The 17,567-nt window shown below is 72.4% G+C and carries 15 protein-coding genes; 6 read left to right on the top strand and 9 right to left on the bottom strand.

The annotated features are described in order from the left end of the window. Positions 1-236: 236 nt before the first annotated feature. The 3 genes from MTQ10_RS15800 to MTQ10_RS15790 all read right to left on the bottom strand — a co-directional run bounded on the left by MTQ10_RS15800 (position 237) and on the right by MTQ10_RS15790 (position 3,850). A complete protein-coding gene (locus MTQ10_RS15800; RefSeq protein WP_247468202.1) occupies positions 237-1,283 on the bottom strand; it encodes an endonuclease/exonuclease/phosphatase family protein in 1,047 nt (348 codons plus the stop codon). A gap of 189 nt (positions 1,284-1,472) precedes the next feature. Continuing rightward, entirely contained in the window at positions 1,473-2,102 is a 630-nt protein-coding gene (locus MTQ10_RS15795; protein ID WP_247468200.1) for a TetR/AcrR family transcriptional regulator, read from the bottom strand. Positions 2,103-2,260: 158 nt separating this feature from the next. After that, positions 2,261-3,850 (bottom strand): MFS transporter, encoded by a 1,590-nt coding sequence (locus MTQ10_RS15790; RefSeq protein WP_247468197.1) that lies wholly within the window; start codon positions 3,848-3,850, stop codon positions 2,261-2,263. A gap of 184 nt (positions 3,851-4,034) precedes the next feature. Between MTQ10_RS15790 and panB the strand changes: the two genes are divergently transcribed. The 3 genes from panB to MTQ10_RS15775 all read left to right on the top strand — a co-directional run bounded on the left by panB (position 4,035) and on the right by MTQ10_RS15775 (position 9,073). Next, positions 4,035-4,910: a 3-methyl-2-oxobutanoate hydroxymethyltransferase gene (panB, locus tag MTQ10_RS15785; RefSeq protein WP_247468193.1), complete on the top strand. Its 876-nt coding sequence runs from the start codon at positions 4,035-4,037 to the stop codon at positions 4,908-4,910. A 369-nt stretch (positions 4,911-5,279) separates the two neighbouring features. Next, positions 5,280-7,217, top strand: a complete 1,938-nt coding sequence (locus MTQ10_RS15780) for a S53 family peptidase (protein ID WP_247468191.1) — start codon at positions 5,280-5,282, stop codon at positions 7,215-7,217. 101 nt (positions 7,218-7,318) lie between these two features. Further along, entirely contained in the window at positions 7,319-9,073 is a 1,755-nt protein-coding gene (locus MTQ10_RS15775) for an NAD+ synthase (RefSeq protein ID WP_247468188.1), read from the top strand. A 41-nt stretch (positions 9,074-9,114) separates the two neighbouring features. On the opposite strand, the gene MTQ10_RS15770 is transcribed toward MTQ10_RS15775, so the two are convergent. Next, positions 9,115-9,747: a DUF305 domain-containing protein gene (locus MTQ10_RS15770; RefSeq protein ID WP_247468187.1), complete on the bottom strand. Its 633-nt coding sequence runs from the start codon at positions 9,745-9,747 to the stop codon at positions 9,115-9,117. Next, positions 9,744-10,415, bottom strand: a complete 672-nt coding sequence (locus tag MTQ10_RS15765; RefSeq protein WP_247468182.1) for a DUF3105 domain-containing protein — start codon at positions 10,413-10,415, stop codon at positions 9,744-9,746. Before MTQ10_RS15765 ends, MTQ10_RS15770 begins: the two co-directional genes overlap by 4 nt. Before the next feature lie 191 nt (positions 10,416-10,606). Between MTQ10_RS15765 and MTQ10_RS15760 the strand changes: the two genes are divergently transcribed. Beyond that, positions 10,607-11,041: an RrF2 family transcriptional regulator gene (locus tag MTQ10_RS15760; protein ID WP_247468179.1), complete on the top strand. Its 435-nt coding sequence runs from the start codon at positions 10,607-10,609 to the stop codon at positions 11,039-11,041. Positions 11,042-11,087: 46 nt separating this feature from the next. Here MTQ10_RS15760 and MTQ10_RS15755 read toward each other — a convergent pair whose 3' ends face one another. After that, positions 11,088-12,275, bottom strand: a complete 1,188-nt coding sequence (locus MTQ10_RS15755) for a globin domain-containing protein (RefSeq protein WP_247468176.1) — start codon at positions 12,273-12,275, stop codon at positions 11,088-11,090. 310 nt (positions 12,276-12,585) lie between these two features. Between MTQ10_RS15755 and glnA the strand changes: the two genes are divergently transcribed. Beyond that, entirely contained in the window at positions 12,586-13,947 is a 1,362-nt protein-coding gene (gene glnA / locus MTQ10_RS15750) for a type I glutamate--ammonia ligase (protein WP_247468173.1), read from the top strand. Between the two features lie 189 nt (positions 13,948-14,136). Here the strand turns inward: glnA and MTQ10_RS15745 are convergent, their stop codons facing one another. After that, on the bottom strand, positions 14,137-15,084 hold the full coding sequence (locus MTQ10_RS15745) for an NAD(P)-dependent alcohol dehydrogenase (RefSeq protein ID WP_247468205.1): 948 nt from the start codon (positions 15,082-15,084) through the stop codon (positions 14,137-14,139). 200 nt (positions 15,085-15,284) lie between these two features. Here MTQ10_RS15745 and MTQ10_RS15740 point away from each other — a divergent pair, with 200 nt between their 5' ends. Beyond that, the gene (locus MTQ10_RS15740) at positions 15,285-15,986 is read left to right on the top strand and encodes a TetR/AcrR family transcriptional regulator (RefSeq protein ID WP_247468170.1); all 702 of its coding nucleotides are present in this window, start codon (positions 15,285-15,287) and stop codon (positions 15,984-15,986) included. Here the strand turns inward: MTQ10_RS15740 and MTQ10_RS15735 are convergent. Together MTQ10_RS15735 and MTQ10_RS15730 are read right to left on the bottom strand one after the other, a co-directional pair. Then, a complete protein-coding gene (locus MTQ10_RS15735) occupies positions 15,946-16,506 on the bottom strand; it encodes a DinB family protein (protein WP_247468166.1) in 561 nt (186 codons plus the stop codon). The two genes, MTQ10_RS15740 and MTQ10_RS15735, sit on opposite strands and share 41 nt — an antisense overlap. 152 nt (positions 16,507-16,658) lie before the next feature. Then, positions 16,659-17,114 (bottom strand): VOC family protein, encoded by a 456-nt coding sequence (locus tag MTQ10_RS15730; protein WP_247468164.1) that lies wholly within the window; start codon positions 17,112-17,114, stop codon positions 16,659-16,661. Positions 17,115-17,567: the final 453 nt, after the last annotated feature.

Here is a 17,567-nt window from a genome sequence, read left to right as displayed (position 1 = left end):
GCCTTTCACAGGGGAGCGGGGAGGGAGCGGGGAGCGGGCGTACGGACCGCGTCGCCGATGTGGTCCACCGGCGCCCGGACGCGGGCATCAGGACAGCTTATGTTCTCGTCCGGAACAAAGTCTCCCCGGGCCGGTATTCCGCCCGTTGTCCTGCGCGTCACGACGTGATGACACTCACATCGGCCAGAGCGTGGCCGCGCTCACACCCTGCTGCGGCGTGACGGCGTCCGCGGCGGCTACGACGCCGCGACCTTCACCCGCGCCGCGACCGGCAGATGGTCGCTGCCCGTCTCCGGCAGGGTCCAGGAACTCTCCGGCTCGATGCCCTTGACCATGATCTGGTCGATCCGCGCCATCGGGAACGACGCCGGCCAGCTGAACCCGAACCCGTTGCCCGCCGCGCCCTGCGTGGAGCGCATCTGCGAGGTGACGGCGTTCAGCGAGCGGTCGTTCATGGTGCCGTTGAGGTCGCCGAGCAGGATCACCCGGCCCAGCGGCTCGTGCGCGATGGCCTCGCCGAGCGCGTCGGCGCTCTTGTCCCGCTGCCGCGCGGTGAACCCGGCCTCGATCTTCACCCGCACCGACGGCAGATGCGCGACGTACACCGCGACCCGCCCGGCCGGTGTGGCGACGGTGGCACGCATCGCCCGCGTCCAGCCCAGCTGGATGTCGACGGCCCGGACGTCGTCCAGCGGGTACTTGCTCCACAGCCCGACCGTGCCCTGCACCGAGTGGTAGCGGTACGCCGACGCCAGCGCGTCCTTGTAGGTGGGGACGGCGGACGCCTTCAGCTCCTCCAGGGCGACGACGTCCGCGCCGGACGCGGCGACCGCGCGGGCGGTGCCGGACGGGTCCGGGTTGTCGGCGTTGACGTTGTGCGTGGCCACCGTCAGATCACCGCCGCCGGCGGTCTTGTCGGTGAGCAGCCCGCCGAACAGGTTCAGCCATACGGCCACGGGCAGCACCACCGCGATCAGCGCGGTCGCCGACCGCCGTACCAGCGCGCAGACCAGCAGCACCGGCACCAGCAGCCCCAGCCAGGGCAGGAACGTCTCCGTCAGGCTGCCCAGATTTCCGAGCCGGTTGGGGATGTGCGAGTGGACCAGCATCACCAGCGCGAGAAGCACGGCGACCGCCGCGAGCACGATGCCGCGCCGCCAGATCCGCCGGTCGCCCCGCCACGGGCCGACGACGCGGGCCGCCAGGCGCCGGAGGCGGGAACCCGGTCGCTCGTCGCCCGAGCCGCCGTCGTCCGTCTCCGTCACGTATGCCTGCTGCGCCATACCGTCGCCTCACTACCTGCCGTGCACACCGTCGCCCCCGTGGCCTACGACCCTAGGGGATGATCGGTTCCGTTCCGCCGTCGCATGACGGCCGTACGGCCACGAGGACGTCCACCGGACTCCGGCGAGTTCCGGACGGCCGGGGTGACAGCCCGTTCTGTGACGGAATCCGCACATCGGGACGGTTGTTCACGGCGGGCTGACGGGCCGTAGGCCGGCCAGCACCGTGTCGACGATCTCCTCGGACAGTCCCTCGGGCAGATCGGATTCGGGGCGCATCACCGCACGCACCAGCATCGGGCCGACGAACAGGTCGTTGGCGAGCTCCAGGTCGACGTCGGCGCGCAGTTCGCCGTTGAGCTGCCCGCGCCGCAGCACCTCCAGGCCGAGTCTGCGGCGCGGGGCGATGACGTTGGCCTGGTAGGCAGCCCACAGCTTGGGGCTGCTCTTCATCTGGGCGTGCACGTTGTGCAGGAGGGCGGAGGACCGGCTGGCGACACCGCGTTGGCGCAGCGACTCCAGCAGGACGACGAGGTCGTCGCGCAGCCCGGTGCCGGGCAGTTCGGGGTCCTCCGGTTCGGCGGCCCGTATGACGTCGACGAACAGCTCTTCCTTGCCGCTCCAGCGGCGGTAGATGGTGGCCTTGCCGACGCCGGCGGTGCGGGCGATCCGCTCGATGGACAGTTCGGCCAGCGGTACGCCGTCCTCCAGCAGCTTCATCGCGCCGTCCAGGATGGCGCGTTCCGCGGCCTCGCTGCGGGGGCGGCCCCGCGCGGGCGGTGCCGGTGCGGCCGTGCCGTGGTTGCTGGCGGGGCTCACGTCACTCGGTCCCTTCGTGTGTGCTGGAGAGATTCTCCCCCGGCACCGGGGCCGTTCGGGCTCGCGCCCACGGCCTCAGGTCCCCCTGCGGCCCCCGTGCGCCGTACGTCCCCTTTCGGCCGGTCCGCCCCCGCGCCCCCTCGGCGCCGGCTCGACGGCTATTCGGCCGCGGCCACCGGCTCCCGCTGCGGCTCCTCCTGCCCCGGCCGGGCCTGCCGCCCCGGCAGGAACGCCGCCACGACGACCGCGCCGACCAGCGCGATGGCGGCACCGCCGATCGCGGTGACGTGCATGGCGTGCAGGAAGGCGTCGTTGGCCGGGCCGACCAGCTCCCGGCCCCGCGGGCCGAGCCGTGCCGCCACGCCCAGGGTGGCCTCGATGGACTCGCCGGCGGTGTCCCGCAGCGCGGGTGGTACCAGCCCCAGCCTGCCCTCGATGCCGCTGCGGTACGACGTGGAGAGCACCGAGCCCAGCACGGCGACGCCGAGCGCGCCGCCGACCTGGCGGAAGGTGTTGCTGAGCGCGGAGGCGGAGCCGGCCTTCTCCCGGGGCAGCGCCTGCATGATGACGACGCTGACCGGGGTCATGATGTGGGCCATGCCGGTGCCCATCAGGAAGAACACGACCTCCAGCAGCCAGATCGGGGTGTCGGCGTCCAGCACCGCGAACATCGCGAGCATGCCGGCGATGAGGAGCATCCCGCCGGTCGTGGTGGCGCGGTTGCCGAACCGGTCGACGAGGAGCCGGGCCCGCGGCGCGAACACCAGCTGGGCGGCGGCCAGCGGCAGCAGCAGCAGACCGGTCTCCAGCGGCGAGTAGCCGCGCACGCTCTGCGTGTAGAAGACGGAGAAGAAGGTGACGCCCATCAGCGCGAAGAAGACCAGCGCGATGGCGGCGATCGCGGCGGAGAAGACCTTGTTCCTGAAGTAGGTGACGTCGATGGACGGGTGGTCGCTGCGCTTCTCGACGACGACGAACGCGACCAGCACCGCGAGTCCGGCGGCGATGAACGCCAGCACCGTCGCATCGGTGAAGTCGGCCAGCTCGCCGCCCTTGATGATGCCGTAGACCAGCAGCACCAGGCCGACGACGGACAGGGCGACACCGGCCGGATCGAGCCTGCCCGGGTTCGGGTCGCGGGAGTCGGGCACCAGCCACACCATCAGCGCGAGCGCCAGCACCACGATCGGCACGTTGACGAGGAAGACGGACCCCCACCAGAAGTGGTCCAGCAGCACACCGCCGGTGATCGGCCCGATGGCGATGGCCAGGCCGACACCGCCCGCCCAGATGCCGATGGCGCGGGGCTGCTCCTCACGCTCGAACACGTTCATCAGCACGGCGAGCGTGGCGGGCATCACGAATGCGGCGCCCAGGCCCATCAGGGCACGGAAGACGATCAGCTGGGTCGGCGAGCCGGACTCGGCGGCCAGCGCGGAACCGATGCCGAACACGGCGAGGCCGCCGAGCAGCACCTTCTTGCGGCCCAGCCGGTCGCCGAGCAGGCCGGCGGTGAACAGCAGACCGGCGAAGACGAGCGTATAGGCGTTGATCGCCCACTCCAGCTCGCTCTGGGTCGCGCCCAGTCCGGTCGGCGCGGGGGTGGAGATGGTCTTGATGGCGACGTTCAGGATGGAGTTGTCCAGGACGACGATCAGCAGGCTGAGCATCAGCACACCGAGGATCGCCCAGCGGCGCCGGTGCACCGCTTCCGGTATGCGCCCGGAGGTGACGGCTGGAGTGGTCATGGGGCGAGCCTAAGCCCATTTCCGATACGGAACCGTCTCGTATCGAAAAAATTTGCCGAGGTATTGCCCACATTCTCTTTCCGGGGGCCGCCTCTGGCCTCCCCTGGCACGAAGTGCCACCATGGGAAGCGGTCCGGGGACGCCGTCAGGGCGCCTCGAGATGACGCAATAAGGAGCCGTTGCCATGACGCAGCTTCCGGCTGCCCAGAACGCGCAGCCCAAGTCCTCCGACGGCAGCAAGGCGCTGTACGGGGGCAAGAGCAGCCGCCGCATCACCGTCCGTGACATCGCCCTCGCCAAGGAGCGGGGCGAGAAGTGGCCCATGCTCACCGCCTACGACGCGATGACCGCCTCCGTCTTCGACGAGGCCGGCATCCCGGTCATCCTGGTCGGCGACTCGGCCGGCAACTGTCACCTGGGCTACGAGACGACCGTGCCCGTCACCCTCGACGAGATGACCATGCTGTCCGCGGCCGTCGTCCGCGGCACCAAGCGGTCTCTGATCGTCGGCGACCTGCCGTTCGGCTCCTACCAGGAGGGCCCGGTGCAGGCGCTGCGCTCGGCCACCCGCCTGGTGAAGGAGGCCGGGGTGCAGGCCGTCAAGCTGGAGGGCGGCGAGCGCTCCCACGAGCAGATCCGCCTGCTGGTCGAGTCCGGCATCCCCGTGATGGCCCACATCGGCCTCACCCCGCAGTCCGTCAACGCCATGGGCTACCGCGTCCAGGGCCGCGGCGAGGAGGCGGCCCAGCAGCTGCTGCGCGACGCCAAGGCCGTCCAGGACGCGGGCGCCTTCGCCGTCGTGCTGGAGCTGGTCCCGGCCGAGCTGGCCGCCGAGGTCACCCGCGTCCTGCACATCCCGACCGTCGGCATCGGTGCGGGCCCGGAGACGGACGCGCAGGTCCTGGTGTGGACGGACATGCTGGGCCTGACGCAGGGCCGCGTGCCGAAGTTCGTCAAGCAGTACGCCGACCTGCGCACCGTCATGGGCGACGCGGTGAAGGCGTTCGCCGAGGACGTGGTCGGCGGCACCTTCCCGACGGAAGCGCACTCCGTCCACTGACCCACCGGGGCTCCCCGGGCCGATCGCGCCCCGGGGAGCCCCCAAGGCCCCGCACAGGACGCCGTGCGAGTCCTCGTACGGGGCACCCCCCACAGGGCCACAGCGGCACCACCGGGCAGCCCGCCGATCGTCCCCCGTCGGCGGGCTGCCCCTTTGCGTGCCTGCGCCGCCCGGCTCCCGCCCCGTCGCCGCCCGCCCCGCGACGCCGTCCGAACACCCGTCAGACCCGCTTCCCCGTAAGCCTTTTGGTCTCCTCTTGGGCAACCGGAAACTCTTCTTGGCCCGCCCATTCCCCTGACATGAACGGTTCATCGAAAGAGTGGCCCCCGGCGAGTGATCACTCGCAGCGAACCGCACTCAGGGGGTTCTATGAGATCCAACCGCGCCAAGCTGCGCGCCGGAGCGAGCCTGGCAGCCACCCTGCCCCTGCTCGCGGGCGCGCTGGCGCTCGGCATACCCGCGCACGCCGCCGACGGAGCGCACCGTGACGCGCTGGCCGGGACCAAGCCGGCCTGGGCGACGGCCAAGGCCGACAAGGGTGCCGCGCCGGACAGCGCGCAGGTGTCCGCCCGCGTCTATCTCGCCGGACGCGACGCGGCCGGGCTCGCCGCGTACGCCAGGGCCGTGTCCGACCCGTCGTCCGCCTCGTACGGCAGGTATCTGACGCCCGCTCAGGCCCAGGCCCGCTTCGGCGCCACCCCGGCGCAGGTCGCCGCCGTGAAGGCGTGGCTGACCTCCGCCGGCCTGAAGGTCACCGCCGTCACCGCGCACTACGTCGCCGTCAGCGGCGATGTCGCCGCCGCCGAGCGGGCCTTCGGCACCCAGCTGCACACCTACGCCAAGGGCGGCGCCACCTACCGCGCCCCGGCGTCCACCGCCTCCGCGCCGGCCGATGTCGCCGACGCCGTGCTCACCGTCACCGGCCTCGACAACGCCCCGCACAAGGCGAAGCACAAGGACCAGCTGCCGCCGCCGGACGCGGTGTTCAGGAACGCCGGGCCCTTCTCCTCGTACCACGGCTCGAACGTGGCGACCACGCTGCCCCGCGCCTACGGGCAGAGGATCCCGTACGCCGTCCAGGGCTACACCGGGCGTCAGCTGCGTGCCGCGTACGGCGCGGGCCGCTACACCGGCAAGGGGGTCCGCATCGCCATCACCGACGCCTACGCCTCGCCGACCATCGCCTACGACGTGGCGACGTACGCGAAGAAGCACGGCGACGCCGCCTGGCGGACCGGGCAGCTGCGCCAGGTGCTGCCCGGCGCCTACTCGCGGACCGAGGAGTGCGGCGCGGCCGGCTGGTACGGGGAGGAGACCCTCGACGTCGAGGCCGTGCACGCACTCGCGCCCGACGCGCAGGTGACGTACGTCGGCGCCGCGTCCTGCTACGACGACGACCTGCTCGACTCCCTCAGCAAGATCGTCGACAACCATCTCGCGGACATCGTCTCCAACTCCTGGGGCGACATCGAGGCCAACCAGACGCCGGACCTCGCCGCCGCCTACGACCAGGTGTTCCAGTTCGGCGCGGTCGAGGGGATCGGCTTCTACTTCTCCTCCGGCGACGACGGCGACGAGGTCGCCGCGACCGGCACCAAGCAGGTCGACACCCCCGCCAACTCCGCCTGGGTGACCGCAGTCGGCGGCACCTCCCTCGCGGTCGGCAAGGGCGACAAGTACCTGTGGGAGACCGGCTGGGGCACCACCAAGGCCACACTGTCCGCCGACGGCAGGAGCTGGACCGGCTTCCCCGGCGCGTTCACCTCCGGCGCCGGCGGGGGCACCAGCCGCACCGTCGCCCAGCCGTACTACCAGAAGGGCGTCGTCCCGAACGCGCTCGCCCGCGCCAACAGCGCCCAGGGCAACCGCGTCGTCCCGGACATCGCGGCGATCGCCGACCCCAACACCGGGTTCCTCGTCGGGCAGACGCAGACCTTCCCCGACGGCGCCCAGCGCTACAGCGAGTACCGCATCGGCGGCACCTCGCTCGCCGCGCCCGTCATCGCCGGCGTCCAGGCCCTCGCCCAGGAGGCGAACGGCGGACGGGCCCTCGGCTTCGCCAACCCGGCGATCTACGCCCGCTCCGGCACGAAGGCCTACCACGACGTCACCGACCGTCCCACGGGCCGCGGACTGGCCGTGGCCCGCGTCGACTACGTCAACGGCCACGACGCCGCCGACGGACTGACCACCTCCGTGCGCACCCTCGGCAACGACAGCTCGCTGAAGGCGGTCAAGGGCTACGACGACGTCACCGGCGTCGGCTCGCCCGCCGCCGGATACGTCCGGTCGTACCGCCGCCGGTAACCGCGGCCGGGGGCGGCGCGGGGCGCGCACAACGGGTGGGTCCCGTGTGCGCCGCACCACGCCGCCCCCCATCGCGTCGCTCTGACGATTACACTGGGCGTGTGCCTCAACTTCGACTCGCCCTGAACCAGATCGACTCGCGCGTCGGCGACCTCGCCGGGAACTCCGAGGCGATCGTCCGCTGGAGTCGGCACTCCGCCGAGCAGGGGGCGCATCTCGCGGCCTTCCCGGAGATGGCCCTCACCGGCTATCCCGTCGAGGACCTCGCCCTGCGGTCCTCCTTCGTGGAGGCCTCCCGCGCCGCACTGCGCGCCCTCGCCGCCCGCCTCGCCGACGAGGGGCTCGGCGAGCTGCCGGTCCTCGTCGGCTACCTCGACCGCTGCGAGACCGCCCAGCCGAAGTACGGCCAGCCGGCGGGCGCCCCGCAGAACGCCGCCGCGCTGCTGCACCGCGGCGAGATCGTTCTCACCTACGCCAAGCACCATCTGCCGAACTACGGCGTGTTCGACGAGTTCCGCTACTTCGTGCCCGGCGACACCATGCCCGTGGTCCGCCTGCACGGCGTCGACATCGCCCTCGCCATCTGCGAGGACCTGTGGCAGGACGGCGGCCGTGTCCCCGCCGCCCGCTCCGCCCGCGCCGGACTCCTGCTGTCCGTCAACGCCTCGCCGTACGAGCGCGACAAGGACGACACCCGCCTGGAACTGGTCCGCAAGCGCGCCCAGGAGGCCGGCTGCACCACCGCCTACCTCGCCATGATGGGCGCCCAGGACGATCTGGTGTTCGACGGCGACTCGATCGTCGTCGACCGGCACGGCGAGGTCGTCGCCCGCGCCCCCCAGTTCTCCGAGACCTGCCTCGTCGTCGATCTCGACCTGCCCGCCGCCGACCCCGGCGCCCCCACCGGCACCGTCGACGACGGCCTGCGCATCGACCGAGTCGTCCTCTCCGAGGAACCCCTGCCGGCATACGAGGCCGAGCACACCGGCAGCCACGCCCCCCGCATGGACGACGAGGAGGAGGTGTACTCCGCGCTGGTCGTCGGCCTGCGCGCCTACGTCCGCAAGAACGGCTTCCGCTCCGTCCTCATCGGCCTGTCCGGCGGCATCGACTCCGCCCTCGTCGCGGCGATCGCCTGCGACGCCGTCGGCCCCGAGAACGTGTACGGCGTGTCCATGCCGTCGAAGTACTCCTCCGAGCACTCCCGCGGCGACGCCGCCGAACTGGCCCGCCGTACCGGCCTGAACTTCCGCACGATCTCCATCGCGCCCATGTTCGACGCCTACATGGCGGCCACCGAACTGACCGGCCTCGCCGAGGAGAACCTGCAGTCCCGGCTGCGCGGCACCCTGCTGATGGCCCTGTCCAACCAGGAGGGCCACATCGTCCTCGCCCCCGGCAACAAGTCGGAGCTGGCCGTCGGCTACTCCACCCTGTACGGCGACTCCGTCGGCGCCTACGGCCCGATCAAGGACGTCTACAAGACGTGGGTCCGGCGGCTCGCCGAATGGCGCAACCGCGCCGCCGAGGAGCGCGGCGAGACCCCGCCGATCCCCGAGAACTCCGTCACCAAGCCGCCCAGCGCCGAACTGCGGCCCGGCCAGGTGGACACCGACTCCCTGCCGGACTACCCGGTCCTCGACGCCATCCTGGAACGGTACGTCGACCGCGACCAGGGCGCCGACACGATCGTCGCCGCCGGCTTCGACCGCGACCTCGTCACCAAGACCCTGCGCATGGTCGACACCGCCGAGTACAAGCGCCGCCAGTACCCGCCGGGCACCAAGATCTCCGCGAAGGGCTTCGGCAAGGACCGCCGCCTGCCCATCACCAACGGGTGGCGCGAGACCGCCTAGCGGCGCAAGGGCGCGGAAGCGCACGGGGCGCAGGGGCCCGCTCAGGCCCGCGGTTTCGCGCCGCGGGCCTTCAGCATGTCCGCCATCAGCGCGATCTCCGACTGCTGCGCCTCCACCATGCCCTCGGCGAGCCGCTTCTCCGCCCCGACCGTGCACGCCCGCGCGCACCCCTCGGCCATGTGGACGCCGCCCTTGTGGTGCTCCGTCATCAGTTGCAGATAGAACACCTCGGCCTGCCGCCCGTCGAGCGTGCGCAGCTTCTCCAGGTCGCTGTCGGTGGCCATGCCCGGCATCAGCGCGCCGTCCTTCGCCTCCGGCATGCCGCGCATGCCCATCCACGTCATCGGCGGGTCCGCGGACACCTTCGGCAGGCCCCACAGATCCAGCCAGCCCAGCAGCATGCCGCGCTGGTTGGCCTGCGTCTGCGCGATGTCGTACGCGAGCCGGCGGACCTCCTCGTCCTGCGTGCGGTCGCGCACGATGTACGACATCTCCACCGCCTGCTGATGGTGGACCGCCATGTCCCGCGCGAACCCGGCGTCCGCCGAGTCCGCCGCCGGCACCGCGACGGACGTGCCGCCGTCCTCCTGCGCGACCGCCCAGGTGATCGCCCCGGCCGCGACGAGCACCGCCGCCGCGGCCCCGGCGATCAGCCCGACCTGCTGCCGCCTCACTGCATCGTCCCGCCGGTGCACGAGGCCCCCGGCTCGGGGGTCTGCTTGCCCTGCACATACGTCTGGAAGAACTGGTCGACCGCCGGGTCGCTCGCGCCCGTCACCGTCCGCTGGTGCCCCCACGCCGACAGCACGATCGGCGCGTCCTGCTTCTCGTACGGGCTCATCAGCGTGTACGGCGTCTTCTTCACCTTGGCGGCCAGCGCCTCCACGTCCGCCTTCGCGGCCTTGTCCGTGTACGTCACCCAGACCGCGCCGTGCTCCAGCGAGTGCACGGCGTTCTCGTTCTTCACCGGCTTCGTGTACACGGTGCCGTTGCAGTCCGCCCAGACCGGGTTGTGGTCGCCGCCGACCGGGGGCTGCATCGGGTAGGAGACGCTGCTGCCGGTGTGGTTGCGGGACAGGTCGCCCTCCCACGTCTTCACCCCGTCGGAGCCGGTCACCCAGTGCCCGGAGGCGTTCTTGGCGCTGCCCGACGCGGAGGAGTCGTCCGAGCCCGACTGCGACTTCACGACGAACACCGCACCCACGACGAGCGCGGCGACCGCCACCACGGAACCCCCGATGACGAGGACCCGGTTGCGCCGCTCGCGGGCCTGCTCGGCACGCCGCATCTCCTCTATGCGCGCCTTGCGCGCCGCGCTGCTGCTCGTGTTGCCGGAGCCCATGGGGTGTCCTTCGGGGGAGAGGGGGGACTGACGGGTGCGGCTGATCGTAGTGGGGAAGGAGGGGCGCGCTGTAGAGCGGGCCCGGACATCCGCGGGGGCCTCACGGCCGTCGGCGCGGCAGGGACCTTCGGCCCTGGCAGGACCGCGCCGATAAGTGGTATCTGCGACTCGCATTATCTAGGCTGGCCGGTATGCGGCTCCTGCGCTCCACCGACCTCGCCCTGCGCTTCCTCATGAGGCTCGCGGTGTCCGACACCCCCCTGCCCACCACGCGGGAGATCGCCGCCGAGATGGACGTGCCCTACACGCACGCCGCCAAGGTCGTCGCCGAGCTTCAGCATCTGGGCCTGGTCGACGCCCGGCGCGGACGGGGCGGCGGACTCGCCCTCAGCGACAAGGGCCGTACGGCGTCCGTGGGTGCCGTCGTGCGCACCTTCGAGGGCGACGGGGACGTCGTCGACTGCGAGGGGGCCACGCCCTGCCCCCTGCACACCGCCTGCCGGCTGCGCGGGGCGCTGCGCCGGGCCCAGGAGGCGTTCTACGCCACCCTGGACCCGATCACCCTGGCAGACCTCGTCACCGAGCCGACGGGCCCGCTGCTCCTCGGGCTGCCGAGGGTGCGCTGAGCGGGGGCCGCCCAGGGGCGGGCCGAGCGCCGCTCCGGTACGTCGGTCAGTCCCGGGCCAGCCAGAGGTCGGGGCCGAAGACCTCGTAGTGGATACGGGCCGGGGCGACACCCCGGGCGAGCAGCTGCTCCCGTACCGACCGCATGAAGGGCAGCGGACCGCACAGGTACGCGTGCGTGCCCGCGGGAACGTCGATGCCTGCGAGGTCCACGTACCCGGTGCGGGCGCCGGCCGGGGCGTCCTGCTCGTACCACAGGTGCAGGGAGGCGTCGGGCAGCTTGTGCGTCCAGGTCTCGTGCTCGGTGCGCAGGGCGTGGTCGGCGGGGGAGCGGTCGCCGTGCACGACGGTGACGGGGGCGCGGTGCCCGTCGGCCGCGAGCTGGGCCAGCATGGCGATCATCGGGGTGACGCCGATGCCCGCCGAGGCGAGCAGCACCGGCGCGTCCGGGGCGTCCGCGAGGACGAGGTCGCCGTACGGCGCCGACATCAGCAGGATGTCGCCCTCGCGCACGCGCGCGTGGAGATGGTTGGAGACCTCGCCGTCGGGGGAGGCGGCGTCGCCGTGGACGCGCTTGACGCTGATCTGCCGGATGGTCTCGGCGGGGGCGCCGGAGAGGCTGTACTGGCGTATCTGGCGGGCGCCGTCGGGCAGCTCCACGCGGACGGAGACGTACTGCCCGGCGCGGAACGGGGGCACGGGGCCGCCGTCGGCGGGGCGCAGCCGGAACGTGACGACGTCGGCGGTCTCCTCGACGCGCTCGACGACCTCCCACTCCCGCTCGCCGGTCTGGCCGCTCTCCTCGTACAGCCGCTTCTCGATCGCGATCAGCGCGTTCGCCATCAGCCAGTACACCTCGTCCCAGGCGGCGGCGACCTCCGGGGTGACGGCGTCGCCGAGGACACCCGCGATCGCCGCGAACAGGTGCTCGTGGACGATGGGGTACTGCTCGGGCGCGACACCGAGGGAGGCGTGCTTGTGCGCTATGCGCTGGAGCATCGCGTCGGGCCGCCGGTCGGGGTTGTCCAGCAGATGGCCGGCGAAGGCAGCGATGGAGCCGGCGAGGGCCCGGCGCTGGGTGCCGGCTGCCTGGTTGCCGCGGTTGAACAGGTCGCGCAGCAGCTCGGGGTGGGCGGCGAACATGCCGGCGTAGAAGCGCTCGGTGATCTCGTCGAGGTGGGCGCCGACGGCGGGCAGGGTCGCGCGGACGACGGCGGCGGAAGGGGCGGACAGCATCAGACCTCCTTGGACTGGCTGGAGCGTTCGCAACCTATTAAAACTTGCATCTGAGATGCAAATTAAAGGGGGGGTGTCCGGCCACGGCGTCCACGGAGGGGCCCGCCCGTTACGGATGTCGGCGCGAGCAGGCAAGATGGGGCTGAGCGGTACACCTGCCGTACGCGGGGCGTTCACGCCCCGGTCGGTCGGCCGATCATGGTCCGCAACGCGTACGAAATGCTGTTGTGGTGGGATGCTCAGGTGCCCGACCGCCCGCCCGCGGGACGTGGGACAGGTGGCCTGACCAGCAAGGATGGGGAAGCGGAAGATGGACAAGCAGCAGGAGTTCGTGCTCCGGACGTTGGAGGAGCGCGACATCCGGTTCGTACGCCTGTGGTTCACGGACGTGCTGGGCTTCCTCAAGTCCGTCGCCGTGGCCCCTGCCGAACTGGAGCAGGCGTTCGACGAAGGCATCGGTTTCGACGGCTCCGCGATCGAGGGCTTCGCCCGCGTCTACGAGTCCGACATGATCGCCAAGCCGGACCCGTCCACCTTCCAGATCCTGCCCTGGCGCGCGGAGGCCCCCGGCACGGCCCGCATGTTCTGCGACATCCTCATGCCGGACGGCTCCCCGTCCTTCGCCGACCCGCGCTACGTCCTCAAGCGCGCCCTGGCCCGCGCCTCCGACCTCGGCTTCACCTTCTACACCCACCCCGAGATCGAGTTCTTCCTGCTGAAGGACAAGCCGGTCGACGGCTCCCGCCCGACCCCCGCCGACAACTCCGGCTACTTCGACCACACCCCGCAGAACGTCGGCATGGACTTCCGCCGCCAGGCCATCACCATGCTGGAGTCGATGGGCATCTCGGTGGAGTTCTCCCACCACGAGGGCGCCCCCGGCCAGCAGGAGATCGACCTGCGCTACGCGGACGCGCTGTCCACCGCCGACAACGTCATGACGTTCCGCCTGGTGATGAAGCAGGTGGCGCTGGAGCAGGGCGTGCAGGCCACGTTCATGCCGAAGCCGTTCTCCGAGCACCCCGGCTCCGGCATGCACACCCACCTCTCCCTGTTCGAGGGCGACCGCAACGCGTTCTACGAGTCCGGCGCCGAGTACCAGCTCTCCAAGGTGGGACGTTCCTTCATCGCGGGCCTGCTGCGGCACGCGGCGGAGATCTCCGCCGTCACCAACCAGTGGGTCAACTCCTACAAGCGCATCTGGGGCGGCACCGAGCGCACCGCCGGCGCCGGCGGCGAGGCCCCCTCGTACATCTGCTGGGGCCACAACAACCGCTCGGCCCTGGTCCGCGTCCCCATGTACAAGCCCGGCAAGACCGGCTCGGCCCGTGTCGAGGTCCGCTCCCTCGACTCCGGCGCCAACCCGTACCTGGCCTACGCCGTCCTCCTCGCCGCCGGCCTGAAGGGCATCGAGGAGGGCTACGAGCTGCCGCCGGGCGCCGAGGACGACGTGTGGGCCCTCTCCGACGCCGAGCGCCGCGCCCTCGGCATCGAGCCGCTCCCGCAGAACCTGGGCGAGGCCCTCACCCTGATGGAGCGCAGCGACCTCGTCGCCGAGACCCTCGGCGAGCACGTCTTCGACTTCTTCCTGCGCAACAAGCGCCAGGAGTGGGAGGCCTACCGCTCCGAGGTCACGGCCTTCGAACTGAAGAACCTGCTCCCGGTTCTGTAAGCCGGGACCGCCGCCTGCGGCGCGGCACGAGGACGGCGCGGGGGCCGGCGGTCGACGACCGCCGGCCCCCTGGCCTGTCCCTTCGCCCGGACCCATGGCCGCCCCCGGCCCCGAGCCTCCCCGGGGCCGCCCGGGGCGTCTGCCGCCGACCTGGCCCCCTGCGCCGGGCCCCGGACCCGCTGCCGGCCCCTACGCGACCCGGACCACGTACTTGCCGCGGACGCCGCCCGCCTCCAGTGCCCGATGCGCGTCCGCCGTCTCCTCCAGCGGGAACACCCTGTCGACCGCGGGCCGCAGACTGCCCTCGGAGACGAGGCGGGCGAGGTCGTCGAACTCCGCCCGGTGCGGATTGCCGCTGAAGAAGCGGATCCTCCGGCGGCCGTGCACCGCGCTCAGCGCGATGCCGCCCAGCGACGCGACCGGCCGGCCCAGGTCGAAGGCGATGGTGACCATCCGCCCGCCGGGCCGCAGCAGACGCCGGTACGCGCCCAGGTCGGACCCCACGGTGTCCACGACCACGTCGAAGCGGCCCAGCTCCTCCGGCCGCACGCCCCGGTGGTCGACGGCCCGGTGTGCGCCCAGCTCCCGGACGAAGTCGAGGTTGGCGGCGCGGGCGAGCCCCGTGACCTCGGCGCCCCAGGCCCGGCCGAGCTGGACCACGGCGTGCCCGACGCCGCCCGCGGCGCCCCGCACGAGCAGCCGGTCGCCCGGCCGCAGCCCGGCCTTGTCCCGCAGCGCGACGACGGCGGCGGTGGCCGCCGGGAGCGAGGCGGCCCGCACCGGGTCGACGCCCTCGGGTAGCAGCCCGGCCCGTTCGGCGGGGACGGCCACGTACTCCGCCGCGCTGCCGAACGCGGTGCGGCCGGTCACCCCCCAGACGAGGTCGCCGACGGTGAACCGGGCCACCCCGGGGCCCAGCGCGGCGACCTCACCGGAGAAGTCCATGCCGACCCGCTTGGGGAAGCGCCGGCCGGTCAACGCCCGCAGCCGCCCCGAACGGGCCGCGGTCTCACCGCCGTTGACACTGAACGCCCGGACCTTCACCAGGATCTCTCCGGGACCCGGCTCGGGCCGGGGCACGCGGCTCAGATACAGGACGTCGGGGCTGCCGTAGCGGTCGTACAGCACGGCCCGCATCGTGCGGTCACGGTCGTCATCACGGTCATGGTCATGGGTGCGGACGTGATCGCCCTCCGAGGCGGGGGTGCGGTCGCGGGCGTGCTCACGGTCGCCGGTCATGGGCGCCGCCTTTCTCACCGGGTCGTACGGAATCCGCGGCCGACCGTAGGCTGGAAGCGGACGCGATCGTCCGTTTACGGCCCAAGCGAGAGACAGTGATGCAGGAATCGTCTCGGATGACGTCCCCCGACCGGGTGCGGGCGGACGCCCGCCGCAACCGGGAGCGCGTCCTGGCCGCTGCCCGAGCGGTGTTCGCCGAGCGCGGCCTCGACGCCCCGATGGCCGCCGTCGCCCGCCGGGCCGGGGTGGGTGTGGCGACGCTGTACCGGCACTTCCCCACCCGCGACGCCCTTGTACGGGAAGCGTTCGCCCGGCAGCGGGAGACCTGCTCCCGGGCCCTCGCCGAGGCGCTGGCCGCGGCGGACCCCTGGGACGGGCTGCGCCATCTGGTCGAGACGGTCTGCGCCCTGCACCGCGAGGAACGCGGGTTCCCGGCCGCGTTCCTCGCGGCCTTCCCCGGGGCCGCCCCCGAACACGCGCGCCTCGGGCGGCGCGCCGAACGGGACCTCGCACTCCTGGTGCGCCGGGCCCGCGAGTCCGGTGCGCTGCGGCCCGACTTCCACCCCTCCGACCTGGTCATGGCCCTGGTGGCGCACTGCGGCATGGTCGCCGCCCTGCCGGACGACGCGGCGGCGTCCCGGAGGCTCGTGGCCTACCTGCTGCAATCCTTCCGCGCGGACCGGGCGAACGCCCCGCTGCCGCCGCCGTCGGCCCTGTCTCTCGGCGCCCTGCTGAGCACGGCACGCGGGCCGGGCGGGCTCAGCCCATCGTCTTCGCGCCGTCCAGGGACTCGCGGATGATGTCCGCGTGGCCCGCGTGCTGGGCGGTCTCGGCGATCAGGTGCAGCAGCACGCGCCGCGCCGACCAGCGGGCGCCGGGCTCGAACCAAGGTGCCTCGGGCAGCGGCCACGACACGTCCAGGCCGGGCAGGGCGGCGACGACCTTTTCGGTGCGGCGGGCGACCTCCTCGTACTCGTCGAGGAGCCCCGCCAGCGTCTCGCCGGGCAGCATCCGGAACTCGTTCGCGCGGGCCTCGAAGTCCTCCTGCGTCATCGACGAGAAGTCGCCGAGTGCCGACGGGCCCTGCTCGATGAAGTCCACCCAGTTCTTCTCGGTCGCCGCGACATGCTTGATCAGACCGCCCAGACACAGCTCGCTGACGGTCGTGCGCCGCGCGGCCTGCTCGTCGGTGAGGTCGCGGGTGGTGTGCCGCAGGAAGCCGCGGTGCTTGGCCAACGTCCCCAGGATCTCGGCCCGCTCGCCGGCGACGGCGGGGGAGTCGGGGGACGTGGTCGTGGTCGTGGTCTCGTTCGCGGTCATGGTTGTCTCCGCTCTCGGTGCGGGGGCGGTGCCGTGCGTTCCCGGCCGGACACGGACGACAGTACGGAGGATGTAGGTCAGGTCCGGTCCTGTTCGGCGACCGGTGCACCATGAGGCGCGCCGGCCCGAAGTCCCCTGCGATCCGGGCGGGTTCAGGCCTCCCGGGCGCGCTCGGCGGCCAGGTCGGCGAGGACCTGGTGGAGGGGTTCCGTGGCGCGCCGGCGGTACTCCTGGATCGCCCAGCCGTTGCCGTCGGGGTCCTTGAAGTACATGAACGTGGCGCCGTCGTCCGGGGCGTACTGCACCGGCTCGGAGACGTCCAGGCCGCGTTCCCTCAGCTCGGCGTGGGCGGCCTTGATGTCGGCCACGCACAGCTGGAGGCCCTGGTACGAACCGGGGGCCGGGCGGGGGCCCTTGGCCATCTCCCAGATGCTGTCGCCCAGCGCGATCGAACAGCCGGAGCCGGGCGGTGTCAGCTGCACGATCCGCATGCCCGGCATGACCTCGGTGTCGATGTCGACGTGGAAGCCCACCTTGTCGCGGTAGAAGTCGCGGGCCCGGTCGATGTCGCTCACCGGCAGCGGGATCACTTCGAGGGTGAAGTCCATCGTTGCGCCTCCTGGCGGCCCGGGGCCGTCCTCGCCCGTCCGCTTTGCTCCTGTTGCTTTCTCTTTGCCTTCTTTTCCTCCTCCTCACCGAACCGGAAAACCGGGCGGTGCGCCACCGGATCGGCGCGTTCCGGGCCGGGCCGGGCGGGCGCCCGTCGGCTTCGTCGCCCCTGAGGGGTTGTCAGTGCAATTTCACATTACTATGTTACAGATCACATGGTATGGCATGGACGCAACAAGTCCGGCCGTGTCGCATCCCCACACGAGGAGCCGCTGGTGTTCCACAGACGCACAGCTCCGCTCGCCGCGGCGGTCGTCACCGCCGCTCTGCTCGGCGTGTCCGGCCCTCCGGCCGCCGCAACCGCCGCCCGCTCGGGCGATCCGGTCCCCGCCGCCCACACGGGCAGTCCCGCCCCCGTCGCCGACCCGGGCGGCCCCGCCGTCCCCACGGGC

Source organism: Streptomyces sp. XM83C, from assembly GCF_023072675.1.
GTDB classification, from domain to species: domain Bacteria; phylum Actinomycetota; class Actinomycetes; order Streptomycetales; family Streptomycetaceae; genus Streptomyces; species Streptomyces thermocoprophilus.
Note: the sequence above shows the minus strand (reverse complement) of the source record. Positions and strands in the feature narration are given on the sequence as shown.